This window comes from Streptosporangium sp. 'caverna' (assembly GCF_003203775.1).
GTDB lineage: Bacteria > Actinomycetota > Actinomycetes > Streptosporangiales > Streptosporangiaceae > Streptosporangium > Streptosporangium subroseum.
Window position 1 is genome coordinate 9,081,889 of the sequence record NZ_CP029711.1, and the last position, 17,308, is coordinate 9,099,196.

13 protein-coding genes are annotated in these 17,308 nt (G+C 68.6%); 4 read left to right on the forward strand and 9 right to left on the reverse strand.

All coding sequences use genetic code 11. The features are described from left to right. Positions 1–75 precede the first annotated feature (75 nt). Together DKM19_RS39055 and DKM19_RS39060 are read right to left on the reverse strand one after the other, a co-directional pair. Positions 76–783, reverse strand: a complete 708-nt coding sequence (locus tag DKM19_RS39055; protein ID WP_110702841.1) for an ABC transporter ATP-binding protein — start codon at positions 781–783, stop codon at positions 76–78. Then, positions 780–1,307, reverse strand: coding sequence for a PadR family transcriptional regulator (locus DKM19_RS39060; protein WP_110702843.1), 528 nt, complete (start codon positions 1,305–1,307; stop codon positions 780–782). Before DKM19_RS39060 ends, DKM19_RS39055 begins: the two co-directional genes overlap by 4 nt. Before the next feature lie 88 nt (positions 1,308–1,395). On the opposite strand from DKM19_RS39060, the gene DKM19_RS39065 reads away from it, so the two are divergent. Next, entirely contained in the window at positions 1,396–1,941 is a 546-nt protein-coding gene (locus tag DKM19_RS39065; protein ID WP_089208450.1) for a DUF1707 and FHA domain-containing protein, read from the forward strand. On the opposite strand, the gene DKM19_RS39070 is transcribed toward DKM19_RS39065, so the two are convergent. Beyond that, complete coding sequence (locus tag DKM19_RS39070; protein ID WP_110702845.1) at positions 1,922–3,280, reverse strand: MFS transporter; 1,359 nt, start codon at positions 3,278–3,280, stop codon at positions 1,922–1,924. The two genes, DKM19_RS39065 and DKM19_RS39070, sit on opposite strands and share 20 nt — an antisense overlap. A 127-nt stretch (positions 3,281–3,407) precedes the next feature. On the opposite strand from DKM19_RS39070, the gene dacB reads away from it, so the two are divergent. The 3 genes from dacB to DKM19_RS39085 all read left to right on the forward strand — a co-directional run bounded on the left by dacB (position 3,408) and on the right by DKM19_RS39085 (position 7,246). Next, a complete protein-coding gene (gene dacB / locus DKM19_RS39075) occupies positions 3,408–4,952 on the forward strand; it encodes a D-alanyl-D-alanine carboxypeptidase/D-alanyl-D-alanine-endopeptidase (protein WP_110702847.1) in 1,545 nt (514 codons plus the stop codon). 155 nt (positions 4,953–5,107) lie between these two features. Then, entirely contained in the window at positions 5,108–5,998 is an 891-nt protein-coding gene (locus DKM19_RS52250; protein ID WP_110702849.1) for a CAP domain-containing protein, read from the forward strand. A gap of 330 nt (positions 5,999–6,328) precedes the next feature. Continuing rightward, positions 6,329–7,246: a CAP domain-containing protein gene (locus DKM19_RS39085; protein ID WP_110702851.1), complete on the forward strand. Its 918-nt coding sequence runs from the start codon at positions 6,329–6,331 to the stop codon at positions 7,244–7,246. A gap of 121 nt (positions 7,247–7,367) precedes the next feature. Here DKM19_RS39085 and ilvC read toward each other — a convergent pair whose 3' ends face one another. The 6 genes from ilvC to DKM19_RS39115 form a co-directional block, all read right to left on the reverse strand. Further along, positions 7,368–8,348, reverse strand: a complete 981-nt coding sequence (gene ilvC / locus DKM19_RS39090) for a ketol-acid reductoisomerase (RefSeq protein ID WP_089208547.1) — start codon at positions 8,346–8,348, stop codon at positions 7,368–7,370. A 39-nt stretch (positions 8,349–8,387) separates the two neighbouring features. After that, a complete protein-coding gene (gene ilvN, locus DKM19_RS39095; RefSeq protein WP_110702853.1) occupies positions 8,388–8,912 on the reverse strand; it encodes an acetolactate synthase small subunit in 525 nt (174 codons plus the stop codon). A gap of 82 nt (positions 8,913–8,994) precedes the next feature. After that, positions 8,995–10,782 (reverse strand): acetolactate synthase large subunit, encoded by a 1,788-nt coding sequence (locus tag DKM19_RS39100; protein WP_110702855.1) that lies wholly within the window; start codon positions 10,780–10,782, stop codon positions 8,995–8,997. 343 nt (positions 10,783–11,125) lie between these two features. Beyond that, on the reverse strand, positions 11,126–13,804 hold the full coding sequence (locus tag DKM19_RS39105; RefSeq protein WP_239513825.1) for a bifunctional diguanylate cyclase/phosphodiesterase: 2,679 nt from the start codon (positions 13,802–13,804) through the stop codon (positions 11,126–11,128). Positions 13,805–14,060: 256 nt separating this feature from the next. Then, positions 14,061–14,969, reverse strand: a complete 909-nt coding sequence (locus DKM19_RS39110) for a 2-hydroxyacid dehydrogenase (protein ID WP_110702857.1) — start codon at positions 14,967–14,969, stop codon at positions 14,061–14,063. Between the two features lie 54 nt (positions 14,970–15,023). Beyond that, positions 15,024–17,171, reverse strand: a complete 2,148-nt coding sequence (locus DKM19_RS39115; protein WP_110702859.1) for a VanW family protein — start codon at positions 17,169–17,171, stop codon at positions 15,024–15,026. Between the last annotated feature and the right edge of the window lie 137 nt (positions 17,172–17,308).

Below are 17,308 nucleotides of genomic sequence, written 5' to 3' on the forward strand. Positions count from 1 at the left end.
TGGATTTCGCGACCACGGGCCGCCTATTCTGCGATCCGGTGTTCACGAACGCTCGTCGCCTGTCCGTTCGCTCGTTCATCGGGCGCTCTCCAGGGGGACGGCGGTGGAGTCGGCGATCTCGCCGTCGCGCAGGAAGACCACCCGGTCGGCCCAGGCGGCGTAGCGGGGCTCGTGGGTGACCAGCAACACCGCCGCTCCCGCGTCGCAGCGGGCGCGCAGGAGCTGGAGGATGTCGTCGCCGGTGGGGGTGTCGAGCGCGCCGGTGGGCTCGTCGGCCAGAAGCAGCCGCCGTTCCCCGACCAGGGCGCGGGCGATCGCGACCCGCTGGCGCTGACCACCGGAGATCTCGTCGGGGAACCGGTCGGCGACCTCGGCGAGACCGACCTCGGTGAGGACCTCCAGGGCATCGCGACGGGCCTGCTTCGCCCTGATCCCGTCCAGCTCGCGCGGGAGCATCACGTTCTCCGCCGCCGTGAGCGACGGGATCAGGTTGAGGTCCTGAAAGACGTAGCCGACGTGGCGGCGGCGCAGCCCGGCCAGGTCGGCGGCCTTCAGGCTCATCAACGGCGTGCCCTCGATGACCACCGAGCCGGAGGTGGGCAGGTCGAGTCCGCCCGCTAGGTTCAGCAGGGTCGACTTGCCCGACCCCGAGGGGCCCATCACCGCCACCAGCTCTCCGGCGGCGACGTCCAGGCTCACCCCTCTCAGAGCCGATACGGCCTGCGGGCCGTCACCGTGCACGCGGGTCACGTCCGCAAGCCGTACGACCGGATCGAAACTCATCGTTGTGTCTCCTGCGTCTGGGGGGAGGCCGCCAACACGGCCTCGCAGTGATCGAGCCAGCGCTGTTCGGCCTCGGCCTGAAAGATCATCGAGTCCAGGACCAGCCGCTGTGCCGGTCCGCCGTCGCATCCGCGTTTGGCGCGGGTGAGCTCCTGCAGCGTGCGCATGGTCGCGGTGCGCTGGGCCTGGATGACCGGCCGCACGTCCGCCCTCGCGGTAACCGCCATGGCGAGCTTGATGACCAATTCGTCCCGGGGCCGGTCGGCCTGGGCGACGGGGGTGCCGAACCATCGCTCCATCTCGGCTCGACCGGCCTCGGTGATCGTGTAGACGACCCGGCCCTGCTCGTCCTGCTCTCCGGGGCTCACCAGACCGTCGCGCTCCAGGCGGGAGAGCGTCGTGTAGACCTGGCCGATGTTGAGTGGCCAGGTCGCCCCTGTCGACGTCTCGAACTCGGCGCGCAACTGGTAGCCGTAGCGGGGCCCCTGACTCAGCAGAGCGAGCAGTCCTTGCCGAATCGCCATGGATACTGAGTATGCATACTCAGTATGGTCACCGCAAGAGATCTGCATATTCTGGACAGGTTCCATACTTGGGCCTGATACTCAGAGGATGAGCTCGACGCATCCTCCGTCCCGCGCGTCCGACGGGGATCGCGACCGTGCGATCAACGAGCTCCGTGACCGCGCCGTCGAGGGGCATCTGTCACACGACACGTTCCTCGGCCGCGTCGACATGGCGCTTCGCGCACGCAACCAGGGCGAGCTCGACAACCTGGTCGCCGATCTCCCGCAACGCGGCCGGTTCCGGCGCATGGTCACCGAGGTCGTCTCCTCGGCCTCCGATTTCACCAAGCGCGTGGAGTCCGCCTGGCGACGCCCCAGACTGCCCAGGCTGGCGCTGCCCGGCGACGGCCGCACCCGTTACGTGGTGGGCCGCGGCTCCGCCTGCGACCTGGTCCTCGCCGACCTGACCGTCTCGCGGGTGCACGCCGAGCTCCGCCGCGACGAGGAGGACTGGATTCTCATCGACCTCGGCTCGCTCAACGGCACCCGGCTGAACGACTGGCGCCTGGTCGGACCGGCGAGGGTCCGACCGGGCGACGTCATCTCCTTCGGCGACTGCGGCTTTCTGGTGATCACACCTCAGCTGATCTGAGCTTCTCCGATCCGAGCTTCTCCGCCGTCAGGGGGTAGCGCGCCGTCAGCACGATGCTGACCACGACCACGAGCGCGGGCAGCAGCGTCGCGCCGTACAGCGCGGCCGTGATCGCGGAGTCGGGCTGCGCCACCGGCGCGGAGGGATCGGACTCGACGAACCCGGCCACGCCGAGCAGCCAGCTGAGCACCAGCGCGCCGAGCGCGAAGAACACGGTCTCGGCAGCCGTCCAGAGCCCGGTGAACACCCCGGCCCGCTGCCTGCCGGTGACCGTCGCGTCGTGGACGATCACGTCCGACAGCATCGAGAACTGCAGCATCTGCCACCCGGCATAGCCGAAGCCGATGACGAGCACGCACAGGTGCGCGTACGCCGAGCCCAACTGGCCGGAGAAGGCCATCCCGATCGCGCCCGCCAGGAACAGCACCGATCCGAGGATCATCGCCCCGCGCTTCTCGTAGCGTCTGGACAGCCACACCCAGAGCGGCATCGTGACCAGCAGCGGACCGACGATGCACAGCAGGAGCGTGGTGGTGGCCGAGGGCTCCTGCAGGATGTAGGTGGCGAGGTACGGCGTTCCCGCCAGCATGGTTCCGGCCGCGAACATCTGGGCGCAGCTCAGGCCGAGCAGCACCATGAACGGCCTGCTGGAGCGCGCCGCGGCGAACTGAGCCCTGATCGACGGCTCGGCCGTGGCCCGTACGACCGTCGGGGCGCGGGTCGTGCCGAAGAAGGCGGCGAGCATCGAGGCCAGCAGCGCGACCCCGATGACCAGGCCCATCATCCGGTAGCCGGAGGCGTCGTCGCCCGCGATCACCGGCGCGAGGGCCCCGGACAGCAGGACCGCGAGGCCGACGAAGACCATCTTCCACTGGAGGATCGACGAGCGCTCGTGATAGTCCTCGGCCATCTCGGTGCCCATCGCCTTGTAGGGCACCTCGTAGAAGGCGTAGGCCGTCGCGGTGAGGAAGTAGAAGAGCCCGACGTACAGCGCGGCGGACGTGCCGGTGAGCGGCGGGCCGGCGAAGGTGAGGGCGAACATCGCGGGGAAGGTGAGCGCGCCCAGGAGCATCCAGGGACGGCGCGCGCCGAGGCGGGAGACCGTCCGGTCGGAGCGCTGGCCCACCCAGGGGTTGATGAAGATGTCCCAGACCTTGGGGAGGAAGACCACGATGCCGGCGATCCAGGCGGGGATGGCCAGAATGTTGGTCATGTAGAACAGCAGCAGCAATCCCGGGACCGTGGTGAACGTCGCGGTGCAGACTGAGCCGACACCGTAGCCGATGCGCACGCTGCGGGGGACGGTGACGACGGCGGGAGCGAGCGCCGGTTTGATCATGACCCATTCAATCGCAGCAAGCGATCGCTCGGTAGACCCAGAAATATACGGATATTTCCGTATTGCTGCGAGAGCCGCGATTCTCCATCATGATCATCTCAAATCCTCTAACCACTTTGGAGAAGCTTTGCGGCCTTCGCGAAGAGCGACAATCTCAGTCCTCCTGCTCGCCTGTCTCACCTGGAGCTCCGCCCCGGCGAGCGCTCTCGAACCCACGTCCGGCGTCACCGACCTGGTCAAAGACCTCGACCAGATCCTCAGCGACGCGCGGCTGACCCCGGCCCAGGCGGGGGTGGTCGTCAAGAGCGCCGCCTCCGGCGAACAGCTCTACGGCCTGGACGCGGGCAAGGTCCTCACCCCCGGCTCCAACGCAAAACTGCTGACCTCCGCCACCGCGATCGACTCCCTCGGCCTGGACTTCCGCTTCACCACGAGCGTGCTGTCCACCGGTCGCGTGGCCGGATCCACCCTCGCCGGCGACCTATACCTCAAGGGCACCGGCGACCCGACCATGCTCGCCGCCGACTACGACGCGCTGGCCGCCCGTGTCGCCGACGCGGGGATCAAGACGATCGCCGGCAAGCTGGTCGCCGACGACACCTGGTTCGACTCGGTGCCGCTGGGCACCGACTGGGCCTGGGACGACGAGCCGTACTACTACTCGGCGCAGATCTCCGCGCTGACCGCCTCCCCCGACAAGGACTACGACGCCGGCAGCGTGATCGTCTCGGTCGCCCCCGGATCCGCCGCCGGCAAGCCCGCCAAGGTGTCCACCACCCCCGAGACCGACTACCTGAACATCGTCAACAAGGCGACCACCGGGACGACGACCAACGTGTCGATCGAACGGCAGCACGGCACCAACACCGTTCTGATCACGGGGACCGTCGCGGGCGGCTACGACGAGTGGGTCACCGTGAACGACCCCACCGGTTACGCCGCCTCTCTTTTCCGCAAGGCACTGACCAATCACGGCGTGCGCGTGATGGGCTCCACCACTCGTGACGCGACCCCGCAGATCGCGGCCACCGTGGCCTCCCGTCAGTCGATGCCGCTGAGCGAGCTCCTCATCCCGTTCATGAAGCTCAGCAACAACATGCACGCGGAGATCCTGATCAAGTCGGTCGGCCGCAAGGTCTCCGGAGCCGGAACCTGGAGCGCCGGACTCGCCGCCGCCACCTCCTTCGCCCACGCCAACGGCATGCCCTCGCTGCGCATGCGGGACGGCTCGGGCCTGTCCCGGGGAGAGGGGCTCACCCCGGGCGGCATCACGGACCTGCTGATCGCGCTGCGATCCAAGCCCTGGTTCTCCACCTGGTACGGCTCGCTGCCGATCGCGGGCGAGCCGGACCGGATGGTCGGCGGCACGCTGCGGAGCCGGATGGCCGGCACCCCCGCCGCCGGGAACGTCCGGGGCAAGACCGGTTCCCTGACCGGCATCTCGGCCCTGTCCGGCTACGTGACCAGTGCGGACAACGAGCCGCTGGTCTTCTCCGTGCTGCTCAACCAGTATCTGTCCGCCTCTCCGAAGGACATCGAGGACAAAATCGCCATCCGTCTCGCCCAGTTCAGCAGGACCGCGCCCGCCGACGTGGCGAACGTCCAGCTCAGGAAGGCCACGGCGGACGCCCCGGAGATCGAGTGCTCCTGGCTGAAGCCCGCGCAGTGCTGACCGGCCGATAGCCGGTCGATGATACCCCCGACGCCTCTGGAGCCACTCTGGTTTACCTGAAACCCACATTAATGTCTGAAATTTCGTGACAACAGCGGTCTATGCCGACAGAATGCGGAATCCATCCAGCGTCTAACCAATCTGGAGGAACCGACATGCGTAGACCGCTAGGGGCACTGCTGTGTCTCGGGAGTCTGGTGGCGCTCAGCACGCCGATCGCCACCGCCCAAGCCGCAGCAGGAGCCCCGCAGGTCGCGTGCCGGGTGTACGCCGCCAAGCCCTACGTCACAGCCGCCGGAAAGATCCAGGCGTCCGCCGCCCGGCTGGGCTGTGACAACAACGCATTGGTCCGCATCCGCATCAAACGCGCAGTGGCCGGGGCCGACCCGATCGTCAAGAGCGCGGCCAGGAAGGGATCCAACGGACGGGTCACCGTGAAGCTGGGGTGCGCGCCCGGCGTCTACTACGCCACCGCCACCGACTACCGAGGCCACACGAGCACGTCCAAGCCCGTCCGGCTGGCGTCCTGCACCCCCACGAGCACCCCGACCCCCACACCCACGACCACCACCGCCCCCGCGGCGACCCCCAAACCCACCCCCACGGTCAGCACGACCCCCACGACCCCCACGACCCCGACGACCCCCGGGGTCGGAACGGCCGAGGAGAACGAGGTCCTGCGGCTGGTCAACGTGGAGCGGGCGAAGGGCGGCTGCCAGCCGCTCAAGCACGACGCGCAGCTCCGCAAGGCCGCCTTCGACCACTCGGCCGACATGGCGGCCCAGAACTACTTCAGCCACACCTCCAAGGACGGCCGTGACTTCATGGCCCGCATCCGGGCGGCCGGCTTCACCGGCGGGTCCGGCTGGGCGGAGAACATCGCCGCGGGACAGACGACCCCTGCCGCCGTGATGACCGGCTGGATGAACAGCGCGGGCCACAAGGCCAACATCATGAACTGCAAGTACACCCTCATCGGTGTCGGTCTGGCCAAGGGCACCCAGGGATACAAGATCTACTGGACCCAGGACTTCGCCGCCAGGTAAATCCCGGCCTTCCCCCCGGGAGACGGCGGAGAGTGCGGCGACGCCCCCGTGACGGATGACCGTCGCGGGGGCGTCGCCGTATGCGGCCCCGCCCGGCTCCGTTCAGCTCGTGGAGGTCTCCGAGCTCGAATGCTCCCGATCGACGTTCCCCGGGTGCTTCTGGCCGAGGCCCGTGAAGCGCCGACCCAACGTCATCCCTCGCAAGCGCCTCCGGAACCACTTTGGTTCACCTGGAAATCACAATGACGCCCGGCATTCCGCGATAAGGGCGATCTACGCCTACAGAATGCGAGATCCGATCAGCGTCCAACCGAATCCGGAGGAACCGACATGCGTAGACCGCCAGGGGCACTGCTGTGCCTCGGGAGCCTGACGGCACTCGGCATACCGATCGCCACGGCCCACGCCGCGGCAGCCCCGCAGGTCGCTTGCCGGGTGAGCGCCTCCAAACCCCATGTCACCGCCGCCGGAACCATCCAGGCCTCCGCCTCCCGCCTGGGCTGTGACGACACCGCGATGCTCCACATCCGCATCAAACGCGCAGTGGCCGGGATCGACCCGATCGTCAGGAGCTCAGCCCAGAGAGTGGTCGCCGGGACCGACCCCACCGTCAAGAGCGCGATCCAGAAGGGAGTCAACGGGCGGATCACCGCGAACCTGCGGTGCGTCCCCGGCCTTTACTACACCGCCGCCACCGACCACCAGGGCAACGAGGACAGGTCCGAGGCCGTCCGGCTGTCCTGCACCACGGACGCCCCTACGCCCGCACCGGCTCCCGATGCCGGCACGGCCCTCAAACCGGCTCCCGGTGCCGACACGGCCCTCAAACCCGCTTCGGCCGCCCCCGGCCCCGCCCAGTGGCCCTCAACCGAGGAAGAGTCCGAGGTGGTGCGGCTGACCAACCTCACGCGACAGGCGAAGGGCTGCGGTCCGCTCACGCACGACGTACAACTGCACTCGGTCGCCCAGGACCACTCGGAACGCATGGCCGCCACCAACGCCCCCGACCACGAGAACGCTCTCGGTCGCATCAGGGCGAGCGGCTTCACGCCGATGTCGGTCTGGGGGGAAAACGCCGCATGGGGCTTTCCCACCCCGATCAAAGTGGTCGATGAATGGATGAAGGAGGACGAAACCCCCACCCAACGGGAAAACATTCTGAACTGCGCCTACACCCACGCCGGGGCGGGCCTCGCCTACAACGCCCAGAAGGTCCCCTACTGGACTCTGGTCTTCGCCAAGCACTGAGCCCGGACGGCCCGCGCCCCCGCGAAGTGAACCTTCGCGGGGGCGCGGGCCGTACACGTTGAGACACCGCGTGGAGCGCCAGGCACATCGAGGTGCCCGGATCGGCTCGCGGCGGATTCCGCTACTTCAGCCAGCTCATCATCGGACGGAGCTTGGCGCCGGTCTTCTCGATCGGGTGCTCGGCGAGCTCGGCGCGGTAGGCGGTGAACTTCTTCTGGCCGCCGTCGAACTCCTCCACCAGCTCCTTCGCGAACTCGCCGGACTGGATCTCGGCGAGAATGCGCTGCATCTCCTTCTTGGTCTCCGCCGTCACGATGCGCGGGCCACGGGTGTAGCCGCCGTACTCGGCGGTGTCGGAGATCGACCAGTTCATCTTGTGGATGCCGCCCTCGTACATGAGGTCGACGATCAGCTTCATCTCGTGCAGGCACTCGAAGTAGGCGACCTCGGGCTGGTAGCCGGCCTCGACCAGGGTCTCGAACCCGGTCTTGATCAGCTCGGCCAGGCCACCACAGAGGACGACCTGCTCGCCGAAGAGGTCGGTCTCGGTCTCCTCGGTGAAGGTCGTCTTCAGCGCGCCGGCGCGGGTGCCGCCGATGCCCTTGGCGTAGGAGAGGGCGAGGTCCCAGGCGCTGCCGCTGGCGTCCTTCTCCACGGCGACGAGCACCGGCACGCCGCGGCCCGCGGTGTACTGACGGCGGACGAGGTGACCGGGACCCTTGGGCGCGACCATGGCCACGTCCACACCCTCGGGGGCCTCGATGAGGCCGTAGCGGATGTTGAGGCCGTGACCGAAGAAGAGGGCGTCGCCCTCGACCAGGTTCGGAGCCACGTGGTCGGCGTAAAGGTGACGCTGGATGTGGTCCGGCGCCAGGATCATGGTCAGGTCGGCCTCTTCGACGGCCTCCCCGGGGGAGAGCACACGCAGGCCGTCGGCCTCGGCCTTCTCGCGGCTCTTGGAGCCCTCGGGCAGGCCGACTCGGACATCCACCCCGGAGTCGCGCAGGGAGAGCGCGTGGGCGTGGCCCTGGCTGCCGTAGCCCAGGACGGCCACGTGCCGGCCCTGAATGATCGACAGATCGGCCTGGTCGTCGTAGAAGATCTCAGTCACTTACTTAACCTTTCGGGTTTCCTATGCGACTCACGCGGTCCGGTCGAGGGCCCGCAGAGAACGATCGGTGATGGAACGGGCGCCGCGGCCGATGGCCACCATGCCCGACTGAACCAGTTCTTTGATGCCGTACGGCTCCAGGACCTTGATGAAGGCCTGCAGCTTGTCCGGCGTGCCGGTGACCTCGATGGTCACCGCGTCCGAGGCGACGTCGACGCAGCGGGCGCGGAACAGTGTGACCATTTCCAGGACGCTCGAACGGTTCTCGGCGTCGGCACGCACCTTGATCAGGGTGAGTTCGCGCTGCACCGACTGCACCGGGTCGAGCTCCACGATCTTCAGCACGTTGACCAGCTTGTTGAGCTGCTTGGTGACCTGCTCCAGAGGCAGGTCGGCGACGCTGACCACGATGGTCATCCGTGAGATGTCCTCGTGCTCGGTCGGCCCGACCGCCAGCGAGTCGATGTTGAACCCGCGGCGGCTGAACAGCGACGCGACGCGCGCGAGCACGCCGGGCTTGTTCTCCACCAGCACGGAGAGCGTGTGCCTGCTCATGACTTCTCCCTCAACCGGTGGCCCGCCCGCGCGTGCGCCGGGCCGCTGTGCCTGTCTGTCCGCTCGCTTCGCTCGCTCACGCCTAGTCCTCGCCGTCCCAGACCGGCGCCATGTCGCGCGCGAACTTGATGTCGTCGTTGCTCGTCCCCGCCGCGACCATCGGCCAGACCATGGCGTCCTGGTGCACGACGAAGTCGATCACGACCGGCACGTCGTTGATCTCCATCGCCTTCTGGATGGTCGCGTCCACGTCCTCGGGACGCTCGCACCGGAGACCGACACAACCGTATGCCTCGGCCAGCTTCACGAAGTCCGGAATCCGCTGGGCCGTCTGCAGGTCGCTGTTGGAGTAACGCTCGTTGTAGAACAGCCTCTGCCACTGCCGGATCATGCCGAGATTACCGTTGTTGATGATCGCGACCTTGATCGGCACACCCTCGATGGTGCAGGTGGCCAGCTCCTGGTTGGTCATCTGGAAGCAGCCGTCGCCGTCGATGGCCCAGACCACGCTGTCGGGGCGGCCCATCTTGGCGCCCATCGCGGCGGGGAGGGCGAAGCCCATCGTGCCGGCTCCCCCGGAGTTGATGAAGGTGCCCGGGTTCTCGTAGCCGATGAACTGGGCGGCCCACATCTGGTGCTGGCCGACGCCGGCGGTGTAGATGGCGTCGGGACCGACGAGCTCGCTCAACCGCTCCATGACGTACTGCGGGGCGAGGGAGCCATCCTCGAAGTTGTCATAGCCCAGCGGGTAGGTCTCCTTGTAGGCGTTGAGCGCCTTCCACCATTCGGTGTAGTCGCCCTTGCGGCCGTCGCCGCGCACCGCCGTGAGGAGGTCGGTGAGAACCTCCTTGCAGTCGCCCACGATCGGGACGTCCGCGTACCGGTTCTTGGAGATCTCAGCCGGGTCGATGTCGGCGTGGATGACCTTGGCGTGCGGGGCGAAGGTGGACAGCTGGCCGGTGACGCGGTCGTCGAAGCGGACGCCGAGCGCGATGAGCAGGTCCGACTTCTGCAGCGCGCCGACCGCGGACACCGAGCCGTGCATGCCGGGCATGCCCATGTGCTGCGAATGGCTGTCGGGGAAGGTGCCGCGCGCCATCAGGGTGGTGACGACGGGGATGTTCATCAGCTCGGCGAACTCCAGCAGCTCCGCCGACGCACCCGCCCGGTGCACGCCGCCGCCGACGTAGAGCACCGGCCGCTTGGCCTCGACGATGAGCTTGGCCGCCTCGCGGATCTGCTTGGAGTGCGGCCGGGTCACCGGGCGGTAGCCCGGCAGCTGCATCACCGGAGGCCACTGGAAGTTCATGGTGGACGTGAGCGCGTCCTTGGAGATGTCGACCAGCACCGGCCCCGGGCGTCCGGTCGAGGCGATGTGGAAGGCTTCCATGATCGTCCTGGGGATGTCCTCGGGGTCGGTGATCAGGAAGTTGTGCTTGGTGATCGGCATGGTGATGCCGGAGATGTCGGCTTCCTGGAAGGCATCCGTGCCGATGGCGCTGCTGACCACCTGGCCGGTGATCGCGACCATCGGGACCGAGTCCATGTAGGCGTCGGAGATGGGGGTGACAAGGTTGGTCGCACCGGGACCGCTGGTCGCCATGCAGACCCCGACCTTGCCGGTGGCCTGCGCGTATCCCTGGGCCGCGTGGCCGGCGCCCTGCTCGTGCCGTACAAGCACGTGCCGGACCTTGGCCGAGTCGTAGAGAGGGTCGTAGGCCGGGAGGATGGCACCGCCCGGGATCCCGAACACGGTATCGACCCCGACCTGCTCCAGCGCCCTCACGAGGGCCTGGGCTCCTGTCATCTGTTCGGTCATCGGCTCGTTCCTTGTGGCTGAGCATGCTTGACGACATAAAAAATGCCCCATTCCGCCTTGGGAGGCGGAGCTGGGGCGGCGCGCAGGTCGTAGTGCTTCGCGTTATCGGCCTGCGCGCCGGCGAAGTACTACGAGAATCCCACGGTGATGCTGCATGCCTCTACCTTGGCCGACGGAGCGTCTCCACGTCAAATTCATGGGACACATATCTCAGAGTCCGAGATACCAGATATGGGCGCGAAGGCCTGTCCCGTATGAGAAAGCGGAGGTGACAGGCCCCCTGGCCCCTGGTTCCCGAGCCTCCCCCGGCCCCCAACTTCCCAATCAGGACGAGTCTGGCACGAACCATCGCGTTCCGGACGGACGGATCATCCGGATGGGCGGATGGACGCCGTCAGACGCTGCTGTGCAGGCTGGAGAGGCTGGTACGCATCAGGGCGTCGACGCCGCGCGCCGCCATCGGCCGCGCGACCAGGAAGCCCTGGCCTCGGGTGCAGCCCATCTCCCGCAGCAGCTCCAGCTGCTCCGGCCGCTCGATGCCCTCGGCGACCACGATCAGGCCCAGGTCGTGACCGAGCCGCACGATCGTCCGGGTCAGCAACGTCAGGGTCTCGTCGCCGCCGAGACCGGACACGAACGACGGATCAATTTTGATCATGTCCACCGGGAGCTGCCGCAGCAGGGCCAGCGAGGCGTAGCCGGTGCCGAAGTCGTCGATGGCCAGTCGTACGCCGAGCCTGCGCAGCTCGGAAAGCCGGGTGATGGTCTCCTCGGCGTCCTCGACCAGCATCTCCTCGATGACCTCGAGGGTCAGCGCGCTGGGCGGCAGGCCGCTCTCCGTGAGCGCCGACTCCACGGTCTCCACGAAGCGCGGCGCCATGATCTGCCGGGACGACAGGTTGAGCGAGAGCCCGATGTCCCAGGAGGAGGCGCGCCAGGCGGCCACCTCCCGGCAGGCCTCACGCAGGATCCACTCGCTGAGCGGCACGATCAGGCCGGTGTCCTCGGCCGGGCCGAGGAACTGCTCCGGCGGCACGAACGTGCCTCCCCGCACCCAGCGGACCAACGCCTCGACCGCGGTGACACGCGAGGTGGCCAGGTCGACCACCGGCTGGTACTCGATCGCAAACTGGTTCTCCAGCAGCGCCCGCTGCAGGTCGGCGGCGAGCTCCAGGCGGCGCACCACGTCGGCGTGCATGTGCGCGGCGAACACCTCGACCCGGCGCCCGCCCAGCTCCTTGGCCCTGGCCATCGCCACGTCGGCGTTGCGGATCAGGTCCGCGGAGGACACGTCGTCGTCGGCGAAGGCCACTCCGACGCTCGCGGTCAGCGCGATGTCACGGTCTGCCACCCGGAACGGCTCGGACGAGACCGTACGGACCAGCCGCTCGGCCAGGTCCACCGCCGTCTGGGCGTCCACCGCCGACTCCAGCAGCACCGCGAACTCGTCACCGCCCCAGCGCGCCAGAGTGTCGTCGGCCCGCACCGTGGCGCGGAGCCTGCGAGCCGCCTGACCGAGCAGGTAGTCGCCGCTGGCGTGACCGACCGAGTCGTTCACCGCCGTGAAGCCGTCCAGGTCCAGGAAGACGACGACGGCGCTGCTCGCGCCGGGACGGACCAGCACCTCCCGCGTGCGTTCTTCGAAGTAGGCCCGGTTGGGCAGGCCCGTGACGCCGTCGTGGAAGGTCAGGTGGGCGACCTGGTTGCGCAGGGCCTCCTGGTCGCTGATGTCACGCGTGGTGATCAGCAGCAGCTCCTCGCCGCGCACGTGCCGGGTGGCCACCGACTCGGTGGGCCGCCAGGTGCCGTCGGACGCCCTGACCCGGCAGGCGACCATGCAGGTGCCCGGCCCAAGGGCCGGCTCCTCGTCCAGGCTCATCGCGCGCAGCGCCACCTGGACACCGGGCACGTCCTCGGGGTGGATGTAGTCGAAGATCTTCCCGCCGACCAGAGCCTCGGGGCGGTAGCCGTAGGTGGTCTCGACGCCTTCGCCGATCTCCCGCACGACGCCGTCGTAGTCGCACATCAGGACCACGTCCCCGGTGCTCTCGGCGAGATCGTGCAGCTGCCGCTCGCCGAGGTCGACCAGGCGCCGCATCCGGCCGGTCTCCACCAGCATCAGGAACAGGCGCACCGCCAGGAGCCCGACGATCGACGCGGACACCGCGGCCAGGACCTGCACCGGCCCCTGCATCCTGCCCTCGATCACGCGGAAGAGCACCACACCCGTGGCCACGACGACGAGGAGCAGCGGCACCGACGCGATCAACGAGGACGTGCTCTCGCGGACGGACAGCGTGCCCGGCTCGTCGTCGCCGTCCTCCGAGTCCGCCACCCGCGCCGTACGGTCGCTCCACGGGACCGCCGCGAGCAGCAGGAAGGCGGCGGGGGCCAGCCACACCCAGGTGAGCGAGGGCGCGGCATCGCTCACCCTGGCCAGCGCGGTGGCCATCTCGGCGATCGTGATGGCGGCGAGCACGGCCAGCGCGGCCAGGCCCACCGGCCAGGCGGATCTCCGGATCGGCACCACCGCGGGACCGACGACGCACGTGAGGATCAGGCAGAACAGCGGTGAGGCGAAGGTGACCGCGAAGTTGCCCGCGTCACCGGCCTCGCCGTAGACCGGGGCGAGCAGAAGCACCCAGGTGATCACGAAGACCGAGGCGGCGCACACGTAGCCGTCGGCGAGGTCACGCAGCAGCGCGTGCCCGTACGCGGGCCGGGTGGCGCAGAGAGCGGTGCCGACGGCGATCATGGCCGTGCCCACGAGAAGCATCAGGTCGGCGAAGGTCACCACGAAGGGCGTGCCGTCCGCGAGCGGCCGCACGCCGATCCCGACCAGCCAGGTGAGCGAGCCGCCCGCCAGCCAGCGCCAGGCCATCGCCTTGCGCCGGTCGGCCACCCTGGTCGCCGCGGTGAACAACGAGATCGCGGCGGTCGTGGCGGCGATGACGCCCGCCACCGCACCGACGACCACGGCGGAAGCGCCGCTGACAAACGCGGCGACGAGCCCCACCGCACCGATGCCGGCGGCGGCGGTCAGCGGTACCCGGGGGTCACGCCAGCGGATCAATGTCGTCTGCCCATCGGTGTCGATTCGTCTCGCTGCTGCAGCATCCCTTATTCGCTGCGCTCGCGTTGCCGTTGCCGACGCGTCATCCTCCGCGTCCGCAACGCCACATGGTCAGTGTGTGCCGTTCCGCCGGTCCGAGTGGTGACAACGCCATAGTCGTCACCGATCTGATAACCACACGGACGGTAACGATCGCAGTTATCGACCGTACGCACCCCAGGTCACGAGGTAGCCACGGTCCGGATTCCTTTGCTGGTCAGTAGGAATCCGTGATCACATTCTTCAGCGGCTCCCCCGCGAGGTAGCGCAGGAGCTGCGAGCGGAGCAGCTTCAGCATGCGCCTTTCCGAGGCCGGACTGCTGCCTGCGACATGCGGGGTGATGAAAACTCCCGGCGCCGTCCACAGGGGGTGGCCTGAGGGCAGCGGCTCGGGATCGGTGACGTCGAGCGCGGCCAGGATCCGGCCTTTCCCCAGTTCGGCGACGAGCGCGTCGGTGTCCACGACCGTTCCCCTGGCCGCGTTCACCAGGACGGCGCCGTCCTTCATCGCCGACAGGAAGTCCGCGTCCACGAGGCCGACGGTGGAGGGGGTGGACGGGACCAGCAACACCACCACGTCCGCCCTGGGCAGCAACTCCGGCAGCTCGTCCTGGCCGTGCACGTTCGCCCGCGCGGTCCTGGCCACCCGGACGACGTTCACCTCGAAACCGTCCAGCCGCCGTTCGAGGGCCTCGCCGATCGAGCCGTAACCGATGATCAGCACGGTGGAGTCGGCCAGCACGCCGGTGTGGTGGTAGGTCCACTCACCTTCCCGCTGCGCGGCGGCGAACCCCGGGAACTCCCGCAGCACGGCGATCATGGCCCCCACCGCCCACTCCGCGGTGCCCGCGTCATGCACCCCTCGCGCGTTGCACAGCGTCACGCCCTCCGGCAGGTGAGGCCGGTAGAGGTCGACACCGGCCGTGACCGTCTGCAGCAGCCGCAGCCGGGGCATCCGGGCGAGCAGTTCCGGGAGCCGCGCCACCGGGAGCAGCGGCGGGACCCAGACCTCGACCTCCTCCGCTCCTCGCGGTACGGCTTCCGTGCCGTCGTAGACGGCGCACTCCACATCGGGCAGATCGCTCAGAACATCGACGGCGGCTTTGGAGGGGACCCAGATCTTCATGCCTGCATTATCCAGCCGTGCCATCCACGAGATCATCCTGGCGTGGAGGCAGGCCTACTGGTCGACGACGGTGTCCGCGGTGTCGCCGTCATCGGAGGCGTCCACCGCGCCGGGGATGTCGGCGGTGTCGGCAGGGGTGGTCTCAGCGGGGGTGGTGGCGGCGGGGACGCACTTCAGGTCCGTCTCCGGACGGTAGACCGTGGTCTCCTTGACCCGCTTGATCTCCTTGCCACCCTGCGCGAAGACGCGCCAGACGTCGATCGTGAAGCCCGGCTGACCGACCATGGCGATGCAGGTGGGGCTGCTGTCGGTCTCGCTCTTGAACTGGGTGACGTTGTAGCGCTCGGAGGGGATCGACGTGATGTCGTAGCGCTTGGTGCTCCAGAAGGCGACCGTGACCGAACTGCTCGAGAAGGAGGTCTTCACCAGCACGCCGTACTTGGAGTCGTTCTTCCAGCGGAAGTCGGGCTCGGGCCAGGAGACCGTGGACTCGCGGCCGGCCGGGTAGCGGGAGATGTAGAACTCGTGCGCCACGTGCTGGACGTCCTCGAAGCCGCCGAAGTAGACGGCGTTGTACATGGTGGTGACGAACTGGGAGATGCCGCCGCCCACCGAGTCGATCAGCCGGCCGCCCTGGATCATCGGGGCCGGGACGAAGCCGCGGGCCGTGTCGCGCTGGCCGATGACGCCGTTGAGCGAGAAGGTCTCGCCGGGCTTGACCAGGTAGCCGTCGAGGAGCTTGGCGATCGTCTGGATGTTGGTCACCCGGGGAAGGCAGCAGTCGTACGGCGTGGTGAACTCGCTGACCTTCTCCTTGATGCCGAGCCCGCGCGCCTCGGCCTCGGAGATCCGCGGCTGGACGGTCGCGAGGGTGACCGGGATGGTCCGGCTGCCGCCCTGGGTGACCATCTCGGCCACGTCGCCGGCGAGCTTCTTGTCGTCGATGCCCTTGCCCTTGTGCCCGGGAATCAGCTTGGGCTTTCCGGCGACGATCTGGAAGGTGGGTTCGCGGGGGGCCAGGGACGGGTCGACGAGGTTCTTCTCCACGGTCGCGATGGCGCTTCTGGCGTCGAACGAGGGGCTCATGCCACCGGAGTCGTCGGGCTCGAAGGCCAGGTGCGCGGCGAGGGTCTCGACCGGCAACCGGGCCTGCTTGCCCGCGTATGTCAGAGTGACGGGACCGGACAGGGCCTTGTCCGCGTCGGCCGCGGCCTTCTTGACCACATCCGCCGTGACCTTGGGCTTGACCACCGAGACCGGCAGCCGGATCTCGGCCTCGGGGCCGAGGAAGGCCTTTCTGATCGCGCCGCCCGCGGCCTCCTGCTCCAGGATGCGGCCGTCCTGGGGCGTCACGACGACCGGCTTGACGCCTTCGAACGTCACCTTGCCCTCGCGGACCTTGACATCGATCTTCTTGGCCAGCGACTTGACCGTGCTCTCCAGAAGATCGGAGTCGACCGAGATCTGAGGCTCCAGCAGGAGGGTGCCGGTGAGCGCCCGCCAGACCTCCATGGGTGAGGGGAAGTCGCTGGGCGCCTGGTCGATGGTGGCGACGACGTCGAACTCCAGCCCGGCCTTGTCGGGGTCGATGTCGTATTTCTTGCCCGCGGCCAGAAGCGTCATCTCGCGGGAGGCCTTGTCCGCCAGCTGCGCCCTGAGCTTGTCGGCCGCCTCCGTCGCGGTCAGCCCGCCGATGTCGATGTTCTGGACCCGGGTGCCGGGGAGCATCTTGCCCGACATGACGACCGCGGGGATCGCGTAGGCGAGGCCCGCGAGCAACAGGACGGTCACGACGATGAGGACGAGCATCCGGCTCCGGCGGCGGCGCGGAAGCGGCTCCTCGTAACGGAGGGGTTCGAGCTGCGGGGAGCCGTCGCCACCGCCGGGCATGAGCCCGGGCTCGTCACGGAGGGAGCGCTGCGGGAGGGCGCGTTCGGGTGGGGCGGGCATCTGCCAGGGCTGCGGCGGCTGGGCCGCGGGCGGCAGCCCGGTCGGTCCCGCCGGGGGCCCGGCGGGAGAGCCGAAACCCGAGGAACCGAAGATGTCGGGCGAGACGCCCGGAGGAAGTCGCGATCCTCCCTGAGGCTGCACGCCGGGGGGAAGCTTGGGGCCGCGAGCGCCCGGTGGGACGGGACGTGAGGGCTTGGGTATCGCCTCGAAGGGATCCGTCGGCGGGTCGATCGACGCTCCGGCGTTCCGCACGGCCTCCGTCTCCTCCTACTTCGCAGCTTTTATCTCTGGCAACCCTAAACCACAACCGTCAGACAACATCCTCAAAGCAATAACAATTGACTGCCTCACCCGACTGGAACCGGGTGATCCCGGTAACCGGGTCGTGG

What these genes read in the sequence shown, in the direction of transcription:
- DKM19_RS39055 (WP_110702841.1), bottom strand. Translation starts at nt 783, where the DNA reads ATGAGTTTCGATCCGGTCGTACGGCTTGCGGACGTGACCCGCGTGCAC.
- DKM19_RS39060 (WP_110702843.1), bottom strand. Translation starts at nt 1,307, where the DNA reads ATGGCGATTCGGCAAGGACTGCTCGCTCTGCTGAGTCAGGGGCCCCGC.
- DKM19_RS39065 (WP_089208450.1), top strand. Translation starts at nt 1,396, where the DNA reads ATGAGCTCGACGCATCCTCCGTCCCGCGCGTCCGACGGGGATCGCGAC.
- DKM19_RS39070 (WP_110702845.1), bottom strand. Translation starts at nt 3,280, where the DNA reads ATGATCAAACCGGCGCTCGCTCCCGCCGTCGTCACCGTCCCCCGCAGC.
- DKM19_RS52250 (WP_110702849.1), top strand. Translation starts at nt 5,108, where the DNA reads ATGCGTAGACCGCTAGGGGCACTGCTGTGTCTCGGGAGTCTGGTGGCG.
- DKM19_RS39085 (WP_110702851.1), top strand. Translation starts at nt 6,329, where the DNA reads ATGCGTAGACCGCCAGGGGCACTGCTGTGCCTCGGGAGCCTGACGGCA.
- ilvN (WP_110702853.1), bottom strand. Translation starts at nt 8,912, where the DNA reads ATGAGCAGGCACACGCTCTCCGTGCTGGTGGAGAACAAGCCCGGCGTG.
- DKM19_RS39100 (WP_110702855.1), bottom strand. Translation starts at nt 10,782, where the DNA reads ATGGGGCATTTTTTATGTCGTCAAGCATGCTCAGCCACAAGGAACGAG.
- DKM19_RS39110 (WP_110702857.1), bottom strand. Translation starts at nt 14,969, where the DNA reads ATGAAGATCTGGGTCCCCTCCAAAGCCGCCGTCGATGTTCTGAGCGAT.